The sequence below is a fragment of the Planctomycetaceae bacterium genome, from assembly GCA_041398825.1.
Taxonomy (GTDB): Bacteria; Planctomycetota; Planctomycetia; order Planctomycetales; family Planctomycetaceae; genus F1-80-MAGs062.
Genome location: JAWKTX010000001.1, coordinates 618,205 through 636,192 on the forward strand (window position 1 = coordinate 618,205; position 17,988 = coordinate 636,192).

Sequence of the window (17,988 nt, forward strand, 5' to 3'; positions counted from 1 at the left end):
TCCAATTTTAAATCTCCCCCGCGGAAACCATGCAGGAGCCGATGGATATGACTTCCCCTAAACGATTCAAAGAGACGGAAACAGAAGCACTGCCATCGGAGATGCTGGAATTCGAGCGCCTTTTGTCCAGAATGCAGGGAGGCGGAAAGGACGAACTGGAAGCAGGATGGAATCGGGTTTGTGAGTCGTTCCAGCGTCGTCGCCGTATTCTGAACCTTGTGCAGGAAGCGCTCTCGCAGCTGCGGCTGGATGTCAAATACCTGATGTTCGATCTCGAAACGACCCGTCGTGAACGCGATCAGCTGCAGGCTCAATTGGAAGAAGAAGACACGGGGTTCTGATTCACAGGTGAACCCGAACAGGAGGCCGTTGTCTGCGGCCAGTTGGTTTGATCGCATCGCCAGCCTCACAACCTCGACTTTCGTCGAGGTTTTTTGTTGCGCGCATCACAGGAACGGGCGGAATCCGCGTCCCGGTACTTTCCCTGAGAAAACGAGGCGGAGATTCGTGAAGTGTTGAGGAAATCGACTGCCTGTACCCTTCGAACCTTCAGATGCGTGCCATAGAATCAATCAGGGCTGTGCGGGCGACGTGGCCAGAGCTACGGTGACAGTCAATCTGTGGTGATGCGAATTCACGGAATGATGGCAGTTTTGGTTCAGTGTAAGTTTGGTTCAATTCGGTGAGTCTTCGTCATGATTCGACTTCACATGCCCAGCTTAAGGTACGCATTGTGTTTCCGTGGTCAGCCAGAGCTTTGGCGAATGGCATTCCTTCTCGCTGTTATTGCGTTTTCTTCCGGCACATTGGCGCTCGGGGACGACGCCGCTGACCAGTTCAATCTGGGAATTGGATTGTACCGCAGTGAGCGGTGGGAACTTGCGGCGGAAACGCTCCAGAAATTTCTCAAGGAGCATCCGCAGCATGAACGAGCAGGCTATGCGCAGCTGTATCTGGGACTGGCGTTGAGCTCACTTGAGCGGTACGAAGATGCGAGGCCGCATTTTGAAGAATACCTGAAGAATGATCCGGATAGTCCACAGTCGTCGGATGCACGCTACAGGCTTGGGGAGTGCAATTACCATCTGAAGAATTACGAGCCAGCGCTGAAACAGTTCAATCAGTTTCTGGAGCTCCACCCTCAGCACACACTTGCTTCCTGGGCGCGTTTGTTCGTTGCGGACATCCACAACGCAAAACGTGAATGGGTCGAAGCCGAAAAAGTCCTGCGCGATCTCATTGCTCAGCCCTCGGCGACAGCGATCCGGCGAGATGCTCAGTTCGCGCTGGGGCGGGCTTACGAAGGGCAGGAACGATTTGCCGATGCCATTCAGGTCTTCAGCGAAGTCGCGGGCGATGCAACAGCAGCACTCGCACCGCGTGCGATGGCAAGAATCGGCACGATCCAGTTTGGCCAGCAGAATTACATCGAGGCTTCGAAGTCCTACGACAGCATTGTTTCGCAGTTTGCTGGTTCACCGCTGAACGATTCGGCAAGGCTGAATAGTGGAATTGCCTTGTTCTACGTGCAGATGTACGACGCGGCAATCGACCGACTCCAGCAGGTGCGTCGTGATGGTCCCAATGGTACGCAGGCCTTGTTCATGATGGCCCGGGCACTTAAGGAATCGGGCCAGCCGGATGAGGCAAGAAAAACATTTGCGGAGGCAGCTGCCGCGTCTGCGAATTCCCCACTGGCCGTGGATATTCTGATTAGTCTTGCGGAATTTGAACGATCCGAGAAGCAGCTCGAAACCGCTGCCAGATTGTTTGAAGATCTCGTTGAGCGTTGGCCCAAAGACCGCAGCGCAGCAAGATGTCTGATGAATGCGGCAGACCTTCGATTGGAATTGAACCAGCCAGCTTTGGCTGAGCGTGATTTAATGCGATTGAAAGCGGAGTACTCGCAAAACTCCGCATCGCCGGATTTCCAGATTCTCGAGGGTCGGGTCCGGCTGGCGAGGTCTGCTGCCGAGGAGGCGTTGCCATTGTTTCGAAATGCGATGAATGCGACATCCACCGACCCTGCGGATGCCGGCTTTCGTACGCATCTGGTCGCCCGCTACTACGTGGCACAGGCACTTTCGAGTATGAAAATGGATGCCGATGTCGTTGACGTTGTGAAACCCATTGTTAACCATCTCCGTAAGCCGGAATTTCAGTCTCTGGCAGGAATACTTGTGCAGGCTGCGATCAGCAGTTTGCAGCTTGAGAATTTCGAGGACACAAAGGCACTGGCAGATGTCTTCCTTGAAGTGTCCGGGGATTCTGCTCGTCGCGCAGATGCAACCGCCGCCCGGTGTGTCGCATTAGCGGGGCTGCGAGAGTTTGCGGCGTCCCGTAAAGACGCGGACTTTCTGATTGAGCATCACAAGAACGAATCTCGCACCTGGATTGCGGTTCTGAGAGCGGCAGAACAGGCTAGCCAGCAGAAGGCGTTCGCTGAAGCCGCAGCATTTTTCCGGCTGGCCGCGGCAAACACGACAGACTCGGAGGTCAGACAGGCCGGGCTGAGTGGAATTGCATGGAGCCTGTTCTATTCAAAAGATTTTTCGAATGCTGAAAAAGCATTTGGTGCTTTTGCTGCAGCTGTGCAGGAACGTCCGGAGTTCGCTCAGGCAATTTATATGCAGGCCCAGTGTGTTGAGGATGCTGGTGAGCTGGATCGAGCTGCCACAATGTATGAGTCTGTCTTTCAACGTTTGACGGAGAATCAGTCCCCTGCTTCCGCGGAGGCGGAAACCCGGCCACCACTGCTTTATGCATTCAATGCCGGGCAGGAATCCGCCCGAATTTATGGCGAGTTCAGAAACCTGCAAAAAGCGAATGCCTGCTGGGAATCTTTGGTGATGCAGTTTCCCCTGGCAGCCAGCCTGGATCGTGTTCTTAACGAATGGGCCTACCTGAATGCCATGGAAGAGCAGTACACCACTGCGGATAAGATCTATCGAAAGCTCCTGGATCGTTTTCCCAGGAGTCCCTACGCCGGACATGCTCGCCTGTCACTTGCCGAAAGTGAATTGGTCGCTGGTCGACGTGATGTCGCCCGGGCAGAATTTGAGGCCGTGCTTGCGAACCCGGACTACGGGAAGACAGAGCACGAAAATGCCCTCTATCAGTTGTGTGTCATTCTGGAGACTGAATTCAACTGGGCAGATGCCCGTGTGAAGACGGAACAGTTTCTCATGTCCTTTCCAGAGAGCCAGTACGCGCCCCTGATAAAACTGATCAACGCAGAATCCTTCAAGAGAAACGGCGCCGGTTTGTCCGACATCCAGGCAGCTCAGCAAACCCTGACGGCGCTGCGGGCAGATCTGGTCAGTGGCAGCATTCCGGAAGCCCCGTGGACCGATCGGGTTTGGATCGTCAGTGCGGAGGCGGCATTTGCGGCGAAAGATTACGCTGTGATCGATACCATTGCCGACGAATTGACGACTCATCGACCTGAATCTCCCTTTCTGTTTCAAGTGCGTGCCATCCAGGGCCGTCGATGGAAGACGCAGGCACCGCCGGATTTCGAAAAGGCTCGGGAATATTTTGAAATGGTGCTCAAAGATCCCGTCGGACGAAAAACCGAGACGGCTGCTCAGTGCCAGTTTCTGCTGGCCGATACCTACTTTCTTCAGGGGAATTTCACCGAAGCCAGGGTGCAGTATTATGCTGTTCAATTCAATCACGCCGACTACAGGGACTGGCATGAACAAGCCCTGCACCAGGTCGCCCGCTGTGATCTTGAATTGAAGGAGGTTGAAAAGGCCCGAAAAACTCTTGAACGGTTCGTTCAGGACTACCCGAATTCCCCACTCATGGATGAAGTGAAGAAAACTCTCGCCTCACTGCCGGAGTAGACACCATTCATCGTCGCTCTTTGACCGTACGGACTGTTTCGGACATCAGGAAGTAATAAAAAAGTGAATCGGATTCTCCACCATTCGTTGAAGGGGCAAGCGTCTGCCTCTCGATCGTCGCGGGCACGAATCATCAGTTTAAGCGTCCTGCTGCTGGGCCTGCTGGTCGCTTCCCGGCAACTTTTGGCTCAATCCGATACGGCCATAGAAACAACTCCGGCTGAAACGGCAATTGAGGAAGACGGACCACAGCCCCGGTCAATCATGACAAACGCAAAATCAGCCATTCCCGCATCGCCGATGGAGATTGTCGATGCGATGGGCATCGGCTTCACGCTTGTCTTTGTGATCGCTCAGTCATTGCTGTGTGGTCCGCTATCGAACGCCTGGCAATGTTGCGACGGCGCCGGGTCATTCCACGCGCGTTCGTTGAACGATTCATGATGAATCTGCGAACAGGACGAATGGAGAAGTCAGAAGCGATTTCCTATTGTCAGCAGAATCGGAGTCCTGTGGCTGATGTTTTCCTGCACGGTGTTCGCAAGTGGGGCCGCCCCAGTGCCGAAATTGAACAGGCAGTCATGGATGGTGGTGAGCGCCAGGTGAGCCTTCTGAAGAAGCGACTACGAGTACTGAACGGCGTCGCCACCGTGACTCCCCTGATTGGCTTGCTGGGAACCGTGACGGGGATGATTCGAGCGTTCAATGATATTGCGACCACTGACGCGATGGGACAAGCTCAGCAGCTGGCAGGTGGTATTGCGATGGCGCTGCTGACAACAGCGACGGGTTTGTTTATCGCAATCCCTGCGTTAACGGCCTACATGTATCTTGCGGGCCGAATCGATTCTCTGGTTCTTGAAATGGATCAGCTTGGTGTGGAACTGGTTCATCTGATCTCAGGAGAATCACTTCGGGAACGTACAGCGCCAACAGACTCGCAGGCACAGGTAACTCCGACGTCAAGAAAACGCAATCCGGTCGAATAGCGAATCTGCCCTGTCGCGAACATGTCATGAAAGCCACGATATCATGAAGGAATCAGACTCAGTTTCTGAGAATTCCAGCTGTCCTTCCCTGTCCATCATTATTCCCGTGATGAATGAGGAAGAGAGTCTAAGTGAGTTGCTTGGTCAGATTGTATCCGTACTGCAGGCATCTCTGATTTCCGCTGAAGTCATCTTTATAGATGACGGCTCCACAGATTCTTCGTGGAAGATCATCGAATCACTCTCATACCGGCACATGAATGTCTCAGGTATTCGGTTTCGCCGCAACTTCGGCAAAGCTGCGGCTCTGACTGCCGGGATGCGTCAGGCAACAGGTGAATTCATTCTCATGATGGACGCGGACCTTCAGGATGATCCCGCTGAGATCCCGTCCATGCTGGCAAAACTGCATTCCGGCGCTGACGTCGTCAATGGGTGGAAGCAGAATCGGCTGGATCCATGGCACAAAGTTTACCCAAGTCGGGTCTTCAACTGGATGGTGAGTTCGCTGACGGGATTGCATTTGCATGACCATAACTGCGGGCTCAAGATGTTTCGCAAAGAAGTGGCGCAGGAAATTCGCATCTATGGTGAACTGCATCGATTCATTGCAGTGCTGGCGTGGGCACGCGGCTTCCGTGTTGAAGAGATGATTGTTCATCATCGTCCACGACAATTCGGGCACTCGAAATACGGAGTTCGTCGATTCCTGCGGGGGCTGCTGGATCTGATGACTGTCGCGTTTCTGGTGAGCTTCGGCCGTCGTCCTCAACATGCTCTGGGCGCTGTTGGGCTGTTCTTCTTCGGTCTTGGTATCGTCGGCCTTGGATACCTGGGACTTCTCTGGTTCCTGATGAACGTCCTGCACATTATTGCGGCGGTCCCGATCGGCGGTCGACCTTTGCTGGCCTACTCAATCGCATTCGTCCTGCTCGGCGGCCAGGCGCTTTCGCTGGGGCTGCTGGCAGAACTGATTGTGGCCTATACGGGAGATCCCGTGGACAGTTTCAGCGTGAAGTCAACCACAAAGCAGACGCAGCCATCGTCCAATGCGCTGGAGACATCAGCGGATGGCAATACATCGGAATAGCGTCGATGCTGCGATGCCCAAACGCATAGGAGTTCTTTCAGATACGCATGGCATGCTGCCCGGGATCATCCCGGAGTATTTTAGCAGTGTTGATGCGATTGTTCATGCCGGGGATGTTGGTGACCCTGCAATTCTGGAAGAGCTCAGACAACTGGCTCCTTTGACGGTTGTCCGCGGCAATTGCGATCGAGGAAGTCTCTGGGACGGCATCCCGAAGACGGATGCCCTTGTCACGGGCAACCAGTACATCTACGTGCTGCATGATCTGAACGATCTGGATCTCGATCCCTGGGCTGGTGGATGTGTGTGCGTCATCAGCGGCCACACACATGTTGCCAAAGCAGACTGGCGAAACGGAGTTCTGTTTCTGAACCCGGGTAGCGTGAGTGTTCGTAGAAGACCATCCGATCAACTCACTTGTGCTCTGCTGACGATCACGGGAACCGATCTGTCGGTGCAGATCAAATCATTGCCCGAAGAACGTCGCTGAGCTTTCGTTGTGCACCAGAAGTTGGTCCACCTACTTCAGATTGCTGGCGAGCCAGGAGTTGAGGTTGTCCTGTCCGCCGAAACCGCGTTCCAGTGCGACAACTTCTCCATTTCGAAAGATCATGATCTGCGGAATTCCACCGCTGCTTCGGTAGGCGTTGAAGATTTCCGGCTTCTTGTCGATATCGACTCTCAGAAAGCGTGCGGACTGTGAGTAGGTGGATTCGAGCGAATCGAGTGCGCTGTCCATACTTCGGCAGGGTCCACACCACTCCGCCCCGAACTTGACCACGACCGGGCGATCACATTTCAATACGGCCTGCTCAAACCATGGATCATGGACTGCAGTTGCAGGTTGCTTTCCAAAGAATAACAGACCGGCAAATGCGACAAACAGAATCAGCGTGATGAGTTTGTTCAGTTGTTCCATGGAGCCCAGTTCCGTGAAAGCTGAGAATGAGGACAGCCGTCTGCTGCTGGAAACCTATCTCCTGAACGCGTCCGGGCGAGTAGAACCGCCCGGAGACGAAAGAAAAGCCGTTCAGCTTTTCACGGTTATGTCGGTGGCATCAGATACCATCAAGGAATCAAATACCACAAAAAAAAGACGCCGACACGTAAGTGTCGACGTCCTTCGATTTCAATTTCATTTGCCGGTGTTGAGTGTTTTATCGTGACATGAATGCCACAACCTGACCGACATCGACGACAAGCTGCACGTCCTGGAACGTTGGGCGTGTTGTCACGACCACTCGCATTTCGGCTTTGTCGATGTTCAGCCATTCTGTATCAATGGCATTGGCCGATTCGCCAATATTTGCGTACAGCTTCTTGATGTTCGGGCGGTTTCGCAGGGTAATTACGTCGCCAGGCCGAACCTGAATCGATGGCTTGTTAACGGTGACGCCGTTGACCTGAAAGTGGCGGTGAACGATACCCTGTCGTGCCTGTGGGCGAGTCAGAGTGAATCCAGCGCGACGGACGACGTTGTCGAGGCGGCATTCGCAAAGAACCAGCAGCAGTTCACCGGTGTTGCCCTTCATACGTCGGGCTTTGTCGAAGTACTTGAAAAGCTGACGGTCTCGTAGTCCGTAGTAGAACTTGATCTTCTGCTTTTCATTCAAAGCCGAACCATATGTGGTTGGCTTCTTGCGGCGACGATGCATCCCTGGTGGGTATTCTTTTCGCTCAGTCGCTTTAATGGCACCTGCTGACTCGTAAACATTCATGCCGAGTCGTCTGTTGATTCGTCCCTTCGGACCGGTGTAACGCCCCATTGTGCTCTAAAACCTCAATCATTTTTCTGGTGGCTCTGCACCGCACAACGAAACGCTCGATGTGCCGTCACCCGTGTTTCCCTGCTGCTCTGGTGGCTTTCAGAATCATCAAGGCATTCTGAACGCCAGAACGACCGGGGCAGAAATCGGATGAATTCTGCACCTGGGAAAACTCGACAGGTAGCCCGCTGATATGGGACTACGTACAGAGTAATGCCGACAGCCAATTTTGCTCTAAGCTGAAGGACGGGAAAGAGTATCGTCACGGGTCGCAACGATCAACACCGGCAAACCGTCCACATCACTGTTTTACCGGGATTCGGGCGGCATTTGGTCATTTTCAGGTGTTGAAAGTTCGGGAGAGCCGGATTCTGGGGAGTCGGAGCCGGGGTGGCAGTGTTGGTTCGTGGATTTGGACGCACATCCGATTCCGCCGCATGTCCCGCATGGGCTGGGGGTGCCTGCATCGGGATTCCACCAGCGAGCCAGCTTTTGCAACAGGACCGCAGCTGAAGCAAGGATCAGTGCCAGGGCCCCGATTTCCTGTCCGTTCATCGTTCAGGCACTTCTTGAAAGATCGACGGCCGTCGATAGCAGAAGGCTAGGCCGCATCAAAGCCTTGATCCGATTTGGTAGCACAGGAATGCTCCAAACCAGCCAAGTGCGGTCATATAGGCAAAAGAGAAAACAGGCCATCGCCACGAATTCGTTTCGCGTTTGATGACTGCCAGCGTGGAGACACACTGCGCGCAAAGTGCAAAGAATACCATGATCCCGATGGCTACAGGCAAATTGAACACAGGAGTGCCGTCTGCGTGTCTGGCCTGCAGCAATGCGCCTTTGAGTCCTTCGTGTTCTTCATCGACGTCCGCCCCCATGCTGAAAATGGTTCCAAGGGTTGCAATGACGACTTCTCGAGCCGGAAACGAAGCGATGACCCCCATTCCGATTCTCCAGTCCCAGCCCAGTGGTCGCACCGTTGGTTCAACGGCGTGCCCTATTCTGCCCAGAATACTGTTTTCCAGCAGACTGGCGTTGATTGCGTTCAGCTTTTCCGTCAGTTCACTGATTTGCGATTCCGTCTCTTCACGTACCTGTTCCGGCTGCGGATTGCTTTCAATGGTTGATTCGAGCGATTCGATTTGCGTCATCAGTGCGAATCGTTCTTCATGAGAGCCCGGGAACGATCCGACAGCCCAGATGATGACGGTCGTTGCAAAGATCAGCGTGCCAGCGTTCTCTATAAACGACCGAGAACTGTCAAAGACACGGTGGGCAGTCACCCGAAATGATGGCATTCGGTAGTCAGGCAGCTCCATGAGAAATGCGGATGGTTCGCCCCGGAAAAATGTCCTGCGAAGAAGGAATGCGGTTGGGATTGCGATCACCAGCCCCAGCATGCTGATTGCGAGCAGCACGACGGCGTGAAGTGGCAACCATCCTCCAAGATAACGTTTGTCGGGGACAAACATGCCAATCATCAGCAAATAAACCGGCAGTCTTGCAGAGCAGCTCATCAACGGTGCGATGAGAATTGTGACAAATCGATCGCGGCGATCTTCAATCACTCGCGTCGCCATAACGCCTGGTACTGCACATGCAAAAGAGGACATCAGCGGAACAAACGATCGGCCGCTTAAACCAACCAGAGCCATCAGGCGGTCCATCATGAATGCCGCGCGCGCCATGTAGCCGCAGTCTTCGAGCAGTGCAATAAACAAGAACAACAAGCTGATTTGAGGAAGGAAGACCAGTACCGATCCGACTCCCGCAACAATTCCATCCACCAGCAAACTGCGAAGCAGTCCCGGCGACATCGACGCTGTGATTCTGTCACCGACCCAGCCAACACCATTCTCAACAAGTTCACTCAGCGGCTGGGAAAACCAGTAAATCGTGGAAAACACCAACAACATTACAGCAAGGCAAATCGCAAAACCGAAGATTCGGTGGGTCAGCCAGGCATCAATTGAATCGCTGATGGATCGCTTTGCCGTTGCCGGCGGAACCACTGTGGTTGCGAGCAATCCTTTGATGAACGCGTATCGCTGAGTCGCCTCGACTTCCGGGACTGGAATGTTAAGCTCGGCCAGTTTATCGCGGACCTGTGCAACCTGAATTGCATATTCGTGACTCGTTGTACGCGACAGCATCTGTTCGACAGATCCGTCCGGATCCAGCAAACTACGGCTAATCAGGAAAGGCGTGCATTGTTCTTCCGGGCACCCGGCTTCTGTGAGCCAGTTCGACAGATGATCGACGGCCTCCCGGAATGGCAATGGAAGGATCCGAGCAACGGAGGGGTCGGCCGCTCCGTCATTTTGGGGCTCTGCCAGTGGTTGACTGCCCGTCGGATTCGCGGGCGCGGCTGACATCGACTGATGATCTCGATGCGCTTTGACAACAGCATTCTGAAGCTCAATCAATCCGGTGCGTTTTATGGCGGATGTGGTGACAACGGGCACGTCCAGCAGGCGAGACAATTCTGACAGATCGATCGAGATCCCCGACTGCTCAGCAGTGTCCCACATGTTCAGGCACAGGACCAGGGGCTTCCCTATCTCGCGCACCTGGGTGAACAGGAACAGGTTTCGTTCGAGGGCAGCGGCGTTACAGATACAGACAACGACGTCCGGCGGTTCGGTTCCATCACAACCTGTCAGAACATTGACCGGAACCATCTCATCGGCGGACCGGGGCGACAGACTGTAGGTGCCTGGCAAATCCACCAGGTCAATTGGAAGGGCCTGCCAAAGCACCCTTGCGGACTTCTGCTCGACGGTGACGCCCGGGTAGTTACCGGTTCGCACATTCATGCCGGCAAGAGCATTGAACAATGTGCTCTTGCCTGTGTTCGGATTACCAATCAGAACAACGCGTAAAGGAGCGCTGTGTTGTTTTTTCGGAAGCGACATCGCGGGCGACGTCTTTCGTGCGAATGGGGACTCAACCGACTTTTAGCCAGCAGAGACGACCGCGGCTTGGATGCCGGATGTTGATTCCTGGCAGATCTTGACACATGCGGCCTCGACCGAACGCATGGAAATCACGGTCCCGCAAATGCGATATTGAATCGGGTCGCCGAATGGTGCCTTTCGCAGTACCTCAATCGTGGCTCCGGGAACAACGCCCAATTCCATCAGGCGGGTCGCGAGCCGACAGGAGTTGCACATTCCGGTAACGATTCCGGATTGACCAGGCTGTAGTTCGGTGAGGCGAAGCGTTTCCACAAGACATCCACCATTTAGGAAAGCGGAGGGGAGACAACACTCTGTGAAAGAATGGGTCCCGGAGCTTTCAGGGAAGGCGAAAGTGAGACTCAATCTCACAACCGCCCCAATTCTATCGCTCCGCCGTGGCTATCGACCACAGACTTTGCAGCAGTTTTCCATGAAATCTCAGGAATTTCTGAGAACGGGATGTCTGTGACAAACGTCGTGTTTTCCCCCGTTCCGGCACAGAAACAGCGATTTGCCCGCCCTGAATTCGTAACTTCCTGCGAAGAACCAGAAGGCCGGTGATTGCCCCCTTCGACTTCGAACAGGTCGAACCTGTATCGTACGATTCGTCCAAACGAAGGCGGAATTCGAAAGTTGGGGTTTGATCGAGGATAAGGGCTCTGAAATCCTGAGTCACCGTCCCCCACTACTTTCCGAGGTCCTGAAAACGTTCGTAGGACTGTTGGAGCGGGTGAGCGTCGTGACGTCCGTCGATCATACGTGCGGTCCATTCGGCCAGGCGGCGTCCCAGTCGACGACAAGCTTCCTGTTCGGCATCTTTCACAGGTGGCCCTGCGCAGACCGCTCCATAGTGAGCTGAGAATTTCATTCCGGTGTAGTCCGTAAGTCCAAACACCAGAAAGCCATAGTTGATCAGAATGGACATCAATGTGAGACAGGTCCATTCCTGCCCGCCCCCCCACGCTCCGGCCGAGGAGAACACGCAACCGATCTTTCCGTCACGCCGGCCCCAGTTCTCAATGGGTTGCTCGTCCCACCACTGCTTCATCTGCCAGCTGACAGTGCCGTAGTTGGTAGGCGATCCCAGCGCCAGACCATCGCACCAGTCCAGATCTGTGTGATCGGCTTCAGAAATGCTCTTCAAGCGAACATCCGTACCAGTCAGCTGACGGGCACCGTCAGCAACCAGTGAGGCCATCAACTGAGTGTTCTGAGTATTCGAGTGATACAATACCAGGACTTTTGACACGATTGTCCCCTGTTGAATTCAAACGGGTCTGATGGTGGGTCCGTGACGTCGCTGAAGAAATAAACCTTGTCGTACCCCTGTTCGGAATTCGATCACGCCTGTCTGAGTGGACAAGCCAAAGCACCCGTTGTTACGCAAATGATCTGCAACATCGAGTCGATCCGTGCAATACCGTCGTTCAGCACAGCCCATTCTTCGCAGCGTTTTGTTGTCACTATCCCACCGACCGATATTTTTCGATCATGACTATGACGATAGTCATTGGGATCACGATTAACAGAATGGCTTGCTCGAACTGAGGCAGAAGGCTACTGCTGGTTGCCATCAGAATCAATGCGGACGTGTAAGCGAAGTAGTATCCCAGGAACAAGCTGCCCTCCAAACGGGAGATTTGATGCCCCGTAAAGAAGATTGGCAGGCACGCTGCTGCGACGATAACCATCACAGGAATATCAAACGAAAGAGCCTGTCCTGCGACAGGGACACCGTTCGGTCCTGTCAGCGCGGCGAGTCCCAGAACCCCCAGAATATTGAAGAGGTTGCTGCCGACAACGTTTCCAACCGCGATATCGCGCTCGCCCCTGATGGCTGCGATGATGGAAGTGGCGAGTTCCGGAAGCGATGTCCCACCCGCGACGATGGTAAGTCCGATGACCAGTTCGCTGACTCCTAATCCCCGAGCCACAGTTGTGGCGCCGTCAACAAGCCAACGCGCTCCGAATACCAGCAATACCAGGCCTCCAATGATCCACAGAAATTGACAGAACAAGTTGCCCCCGCGCTTTGTTCCGGCTTTGGAACTGGTGGCGGTCTTTTCACCGAACGCTTCACCATATTCTTCGCAGATGTCTGCTGATTCGCGATTGCCCACCAGAATACACCAGGCCGTGTAAGCGAACAGTCCCGAAAACAGCAGCCCCCCTTCCATTCGACTGATTGTCCCGTCCTGTCCCATCAGGCTCATAGATATTGAGGCTGCAATCATGAGAGGCACGTCAAAACGTACCAGCTTCTGGTTCACTTTCAGCGGGATGACGACTGCCGATAATCCGAGGATCAACAGGACATTGAACACGTTGCTGCCAACCACGTTACCGACGGCAATGTCGGCTCGTCCTTCCAGTGTGGCCGCAACAGATACTGCCATTTCGGGCGCGCTTGTTCCAAACGCGACCACCGTTAATCCGACGATTAATGGCGAGACGCCCCAAAACGCGGCAATATGAGACGCGCCACGCACAAGTAGCTCGGCACCCGCAACAAGAGCCACCAAACCAGTAACGATGATGAAGACGGTCCACATCCAGAGTAACTCCAGGAATTGCGATAATGAAAACAAATCTCGGGCCAGATGATCAGCGTTCTGTCTACGTTAGATAGTCTGCCGAAGTGTCACCGCACCGGTTGGAGGTCCTGGGAGTCTGGATGATCCATCGACAGGCGAAATGCTGGTGGCAACATCCACCAGATCTCCGGGGATGAACCGAATCTCGACCGGAATCTCAGGCGCGATCCCCATCCGGAACCAAATTCGCTGCCACCAGGCCAGCTTGCGTTGCCATTCAGCCAGCGACTGTTTCAAGCGTACGACCGATGGATGGTCCACTTCGCGAATTTCTGAAAGCGAATCCCGCCCACCCAATGTCAGCCCGGCAAGCATCAGAGCAGTGGCAAAGTTCGTTCGGTGAATCACCGGAAGATCGGTTCTCATCCAGGTACAATTGGGAGCCAGGATGTAGGATCGATAGAGTTGGACGGCTTCCCTGGCTCGCCCCATCCGCATCAGGCAGACGCCGCGCACGTTCCTGAGGTCAGGGCTTTGTTCCACCGCGTCTGCGGCGATTCGTAAGGCCTCTTCGTATCTGCCCGATTCTGCAACTGTGACAACCAATTGTAGAAACTCTGCAGGGGAAAGTTTTTGAGTTTTCTTTGATGAGCTCATGACTGCACTTTCAAAACCATGTGGCAATTTTCATTTGGATTACGTTTTACGAACGACGAAGTCGCGACTGCCGGAGAACCAACTCTTGCCGGATTCGCTCTGCTTCAAGTCTGGAATCCTGCAACGGTTTTCAGGGTTGGGTGCACAGACTTGTTAGGGCCGTTTCGGAAATCATTCACGATGGAATGCGGCCCGCCGGATTTGGAGAGGGGTTTCACCGCGCGCAGGAAAGTCCGGAATCAATTTGACTACGCGATGGTCCCGGCAGGGATCTGATCCCTGGGACCAATAACGATGTTGTTCCCGGGCAGAAAGAATCAGGGCCGCAGCAGAACACCGAGCATAAACAGTGTTGGGGCGGCAGAAACCGGAGCTCCGTGCGGGCCGTATCCCCAGCGATGAGTGGGGCGTGCCACGGTTCTGTCAACATGGTGACGAGGTCCGCAGAAGTCAGCCGAATGCGCTTCTGTCCTGCTCCATTCACGTGGCAGCTGACCCGAAGAGATACGTTCGTTGATTCGTGAAGCTATGCCGCCGGCGTCCGGCTGCTCAAGTTTTTCGGTAGCAGGGACGTCGGAGCTTTCGCCACCGCGAATTGTTGCCGACGTGAAGCAGGCAAATCCGATGGTGAAGAGTATGCAGGCAGCGAGCAACGCACTTTGAGGATTGATGCGGGAACGCAATGACGCATGAAATCGGCTACTTAAGAGCGAATTCATTCCGTCGGCGTTTAAGTTGGCGTTGGCGTACAATTGAATGCAGCTGCAGGAGAACGGCTCAGCCGAGACACTGACACTCAGGTCTTCGGAGTTTTGTCCGCTGATCAAATCATTATCGGCAAATCATAAAGAATGAGCAAGCAGTTGTTTTAGAGAATCTCAGTCGTGGACGAGGCACGGCTCGCTGTTGTCAACCGTCGTTTCATACCGGGAAGCGGGAGCCTCAGGATCTGCGGGTCGCGCGGGGATTCTTGTGAATCCTGCTGCGGTTGGCTTCGCCGAACGCTGTTCTCAAGTGTTTCGCCGCACCCTGGACTCAATCACGAGAGGATATCCCGGACGACATGTCCTTCGACATCGGTGAGCCTTCGTTCAAGTCCGTTGTAATAGAAGGTTAGACGTTCATGGTCGAGTCCCAGCAGATGCAGGATCGTGGCGTGGAAGTCGTGTACCGTCACAATGTCCTGAACGGCTTTATGGCCGAATTCGTCGGTGGCTCCCCAGCTGAATGGTGCTTTAACTCCTGCACCGGCCAGCCAGCATGTAAATCCATCGGGGTTGTGGTCGCGGCCACTCGCGCCTTTCTGGAAGGTTGGCATCCGACCAAATTCTGTACACCACACGACCAGAGTATCTTTGAGCAACCCTCGTTGTTTCAGGTCACCTAACAATGCGGCCGTTGGCTGGTCCAGAACAGGCCCGTGAATACTGTATTGTTGTTGTAACGCTTTGTGTCCGTCCCAGTTACTCACACCTTCACCGCCGGTTTGGTAGGCACCGTTGAACAGCTGCACAAACCGAACGCCCTTTTCCAGCAGCCTGCGTGCCAGAATACAGTTGCGAGCGAAAGCAGCTTTTAACGGGTTTTGCGAATCGTCGGCGCCGTAATACCGCAATGTCGATTCGGATTCGCCGGCGATGTTGCTGACTTCGGGGATACTGAGCTGCATTTTGGCAGCCAGTTCATAGCTGCTGATGCGAGCCGCCAGTTCGGAATCCGCTGGGAAACGCTCCAGATGGCGTTCATTCATGCGTTTCAGAAAACTCATCGTCGCCTGGTCGGTCGTCTGGTCAATGGACGATGGTCGCGCGAGATTGCGGATGGGGTGAGCGGCGTTGAAATCTGTTCCCTGAAACGCTGCCGGCAGGAAGCCTGGTCCCCAGTTGTTGACGGATGATTGCGGGGTTCCTCGCGGATCTGGAATTGCCGCATAGGCTGGGAGATTTTCGTTTTCCGTGCCCAGAGCGTAGGAACACCAGGCCCCCATGGAAGGAAAGCCATCGAGTGTAAAGCCGGTGGACATATAGTTCTCACCCGGTCCATGGGTGTTGGTCTTTCCCTGAATCGAGTGCAGAAAGCAGATGTCATCTGCCATTGCTCCGATATGTGGAACCAAGTCCGAAATCATTTTGCCTGACTCGCCGCGAGGCCGGAAAGTCCAGGGACTTTTGGTGAGATTGCCCTGCTCTCCCTGGAACGTAATGAGTTTGTCGCTTCCCGGCATTGCCTGTCCGTGACGTTCAATCAGAGCAGGCTTATAGTCAAAGGTATCCAGTTGGCTGCAGGCTCCCGAACAGAAGATGACCACGACTCGCTTCGCTTTGGCAGCGAAGTGTGGTGCGCGAGCTGCAAATGGGTTGTCAGGTGAAATCTCCGGACGTATTGGAGATTTTCCGGAGATGCTTGTGGTCGGTCCGGATTCATCGCTGGCCTTCAGAAGTCCCTGCTGCGCGAACAGGGACGCCAGCGCGATATGGCTCAAACCAGTTGCGGAGTCAGAAAGGAATCGGCGGCGATTCAGCATGTTGGACCTCGGTAATTCTCTCGTTGGGAAGCCGGATCATATGCAAAAGGCCCCGTGTTCTGGAAACACGGGGCCCGATGGAGGTGCAGATGCCACAGATTCGCTGGTCGCTGAACCCGAATGCTGAATTCCGCTGACTCCCAGGCAGGATGCTGATTTCACGATGTCAGGTTCGCCCAAAATCGGCTTACGATGTCAGGAAACGCTCCAGCGCATCCAGGCCCTTTTGAAGATTTTCCATGCTGGTTGCGAAGGACATGCGAACGTAGCCGGGTGCACCAAACGCATCACCGCTGACAGTGGCGACGTGAGCGCGTTCCAGCAGTGCGGTGCAGAAATCAGTGGCGTTATCAACAGCGGGTCCACCCATCAGTGGCTTACCGAAATAGTAGCTGACATTGAAGAATGCGTAGAACGCTCCGCCAGGATCCGCCATCGTCAAACCCGGGATTGCCTTCAGGCGACTCAGCACATACTCACGACGCTTGATGAAATGTTCATTCATTTCTGCGACACATTCCTGCGGACCGTTTAGTGCCGCCAAAGCGGCGTACTGGCTGATGCTGCAGGGATTGGATGTTTGCTGACTTTGAAGCTTGTTAATGGCTCCACTGACGTTCTCTGGCGCGAGAGTCCAGCCAATTCGCCATCCGGTCATTGCGTAGGCTTTGCTAACGCCGTTCACAATGACGGTTCGCTTTCGGACTTCTTCGCCGAATGATGCGAATGAACGGAATGAATAGCCCGGGTAGATGAGCTTGTCGTAAATCTCGTCAGACAAGACGACGATGTCTTTTTCCACCGCGACCTGAGCCAGCGCTTCGAGCATTTCAACAGGGTAGACGCCGCCGGTCGGATTGCTGGGGCTGTTCAGCATCAGCATGCGGGTTTTGGGAGTGCAGGCGGCTCGAAACTTGTCTGCAGAAAGGCAGAATCCTTCGGCCTCGGTAGTCTCGACGAGGACAGGTCTGGCGCCGACAAGCTCAACAAGTGCCGAATAGCTGACCCAGTACGGCGTCGGAATAATGACTTCATCGCCGGGTTCGCAAACGGCCACTAATACGTTGTGCAGACAATGCTTCGCGCCGTTCGAGATTGTCACTTCCGACGGCTTGTAGGTCACTCCGTGGTCGCGCTGGAAAGCGTCACAGATTGCCTGTTTCAACTCCTGGATGCCGGTTGCTGCTGTGTAATGCGTGTGCCCCGCCTCCATCGCCTGCACCGCCGCATCGCGGATGTGTTTTGGGGTAATGAAGTCGGGTTCTCCCAGTGTGAATTCCATCACATCGATGCCACGAGCCCGCAGTTCGCGGGCCTTTGCCGCGGCGGCCAGAGTTTCAGATGGCTTAAGCAAATTCACAAGTGCAGACGTGTGCATGGCGACAGTCGTCCCGAAAGAAAAGTGAAACAATAAATGAATGTTGGTGTAATACAGGACATTTCAAAACGTATCACAGCAGTCATGAGACTCCTGATGCTCGGAGAGGCTCACAGCTCCGCTATGATTGACGCCCAAATGTGTGGTCTTGAAACGACGTGTGGATTCTTGTTGGCGAGATGCCGGGCGATGCCAATGCAATCCCGGCCATAGAATGGACATCTTCCAGGGCAAATGTCGGC

The 17,988-nt window shown here is 54.3% G+C and carries 16 protein-coding genes; 6 read left to right on the forward strand and 10 right to left on the reverse strand.

Annotated features, from left to right (window positions below; translation table 11 throughout):
- The first annotated feature begins 47 nt into the window (after positions 1-47).
- From R3C20_02170 to R3C20_02195, 6 genes are all read left to right on the forward strand, one after another.
- Positions 48-341: a transcriptional regulator gene (locus R3C20_02170; protein ID MEZ6039281.1), complete on the forward strand. Its 294-nt coding sequence runs from the start codon at positions 48-50 to the stop codon at positions 339-341.
- 354 nt (positions 342-695) lie between these two features.
- A complete protein-coding gene (locus R3C20_02175; protein ID MEZ6039282.1) occupies positions 696-3,848 on the forward strand; it encodes a tetratricopeptide repeat protein in 3,153 nt (1,050 codons plus the stop codon).
- Positions 3,849-3,911: 63 nt separating this feature from the next.
- Positions 3,912-4,292: a hypothetical protein gene (locus R3C20_02180; protein MEZ6039283.1), complete on the forward strand. Its 381-nt coding sequence runs from the start codon at positions 3,912-3,914 to the stop codon at positions 4,290-4,292.
- The gene (locus tag R3C20_02185) at positions 4,292-4,837 is read left to right on the forward strand and encodes a MotA/TolQ/ExbB proton channel family protein (protein MEZ6039284.1); all 546 of its coding nucleotides are present in this window, start codon (positions 4,292-4,294) and stop codon (positions 4,835-4,837) included. Before R3C20_02180 ends, R3C20_02185 begins: the two co-directional genes overlap by 1 nt.
- Positions 4,838-4,880: 43 nt before the next feature.
- Positions 4,881-5,927: a glycosyltransferase family 2 protein gene (locus R3C20_02190; protein MEZ6039285.1), complete on the forward strand. Its 1,047-nt coding sequence runs from the start codon at positions 4,881-4,883 to the stop codon at positions 5,925-5,927.
- Positions 5,908-6,417, forward strand: a complete 510-nt coding sequence (locus R3C20_02195) for a metallophosphoesterase family protein (protein MEZ6039286.1) — start codon at positions 5,908-5,910, stop codon at positions 6,415-6,417. Before R3C20_02190 ends, R3C20_02195 begins: the two co-directional genes overlap by 20 nt.
- A 30-nt stretch (positions 6,418-6,447) precedes the next feature.
- On the opposite strand, the gene R3C20_02200 is transcribed toward R3C20_02195, so the two are convergent.
- From R3C20_02200 to R3C20_02245, 10 genes are all read right to left on the reverse strand, one after another.
- Positions 6,448-6,846, reverse strand: a complete 399-nt coding sequence (locus tag R3C20_02200) for a thioredoxin domain-containing protein (protein ID MEZ6039287.1) — start codon at positions 6,844-6,846, stop codon at positions 6,448-6,450.
- Positions 6,847-7,084: 238 nt separating this feature from the next.
- Entirely contained in the window at positions 7,085-7,693 is a 609-nt protein-coding gene (rpsD, locus tag R3C20_02205) for a 30S ribosomal protein S4 (protein MEZ6039288.1), read from the reverse strand.
- A 611-nt stretch (positions 7,694-8,304) separates the two neighbouring features.
- Positions 8,305-10,608 carry a ferrous iron transport protein B gene (feoB, locus tag R3C20_02210; GenBank protein MEZ6039289.1) on the reverse strand — a complete coding sequence of 768 codons (2,304 nt, stop codon included), beginning with the start codon at positions 10,606-10,608 and terminating at the stop codon, positions 8,305-8,307.
- Between the two features lie 42 nt (positions 10,609-10,650).
- Positions 10,651-10,923, reverse strand: a complete 273-nt coding sequence (locus R3C20_02215; GenBank protein MEZ6039290.1) for a FeoA family protein — start codon at positions 10,921-10,923, stop codon at positions 10,651-10,653.
- A 415-nt stretch (positions 10,924-11,338) separates the two neighbouring features.
- On the reverse strand, positions 11,339-11,902 hold the full coding sequence (locus R3C20_02220) for a flavodoxin family protein (protein MEZ6039291.1): 564 nt from the start codon (positions 11,900-11,902) through the stop codon (positions 11,339-11,341).
- A 214-nt stretch (positions 11,903-12,116) separates the two neighbouring features.
- Complete coding sequence (locus R3C20_02225; protein ID MEZ6039292.1) at positions 12,117-13,205, reverse strand: calcium/sodium antiporter; 1,089 nt, start codon at positions 13,203-13,205, stop codon at positions 12,117-12,119.
- 69 nt (positions 13,206-13,274) lie between these two features.
- Positions 13,275-13,844, reverse strand: coding sequence for a tetratricopeptide repeat protein (locus R3C20_02230; protein ID MEZ6039293.1), 570 nt, complete (start codon positions 13,842-13,844; stop codon positions 13,275-13,277).
- A 317-nt stretch (positions 13,845-14,161) separates the two neighbouring features.
- A complete protein-coding gene (locus R3C20_02235) occupies positions 14,162-14,563 on the reverse strand; it encodes a hypothetical protein (GenBank protein ID MEZ6039294.1) in 402 nt (133 codons plus the stop codon).
- A gap of 320 nt (positions 14,564-14,883) precedes the next feature.
- Positions 14,884-16,368, reverse strand: a complete 1,485-nt coding sequence (locus tag R3C20_02240) for a DUF1501 domain-containing protein (protein MEZ6039295.1) — start codon at positions 16,366-16,368, stop codon at positions 14,884-14,886.
- 187 nt (positions 16,369-16,555) lie between these two features.
- Positions 16,556-17,746: a pyridoxal phosphate-dependent aminotransferase gene (locus tag R3C20_02245; GenBank protein ID MEZ6039296.1), complete on the reverse strand. Its 1,191-nt coding sequence runs from the start codon at positions 17,744-17,746 to the stop codon at positions 16,556-16,558.
- Between the last annotated feature and the right edge of the window lie 242 nt (positions 17,747-17,988).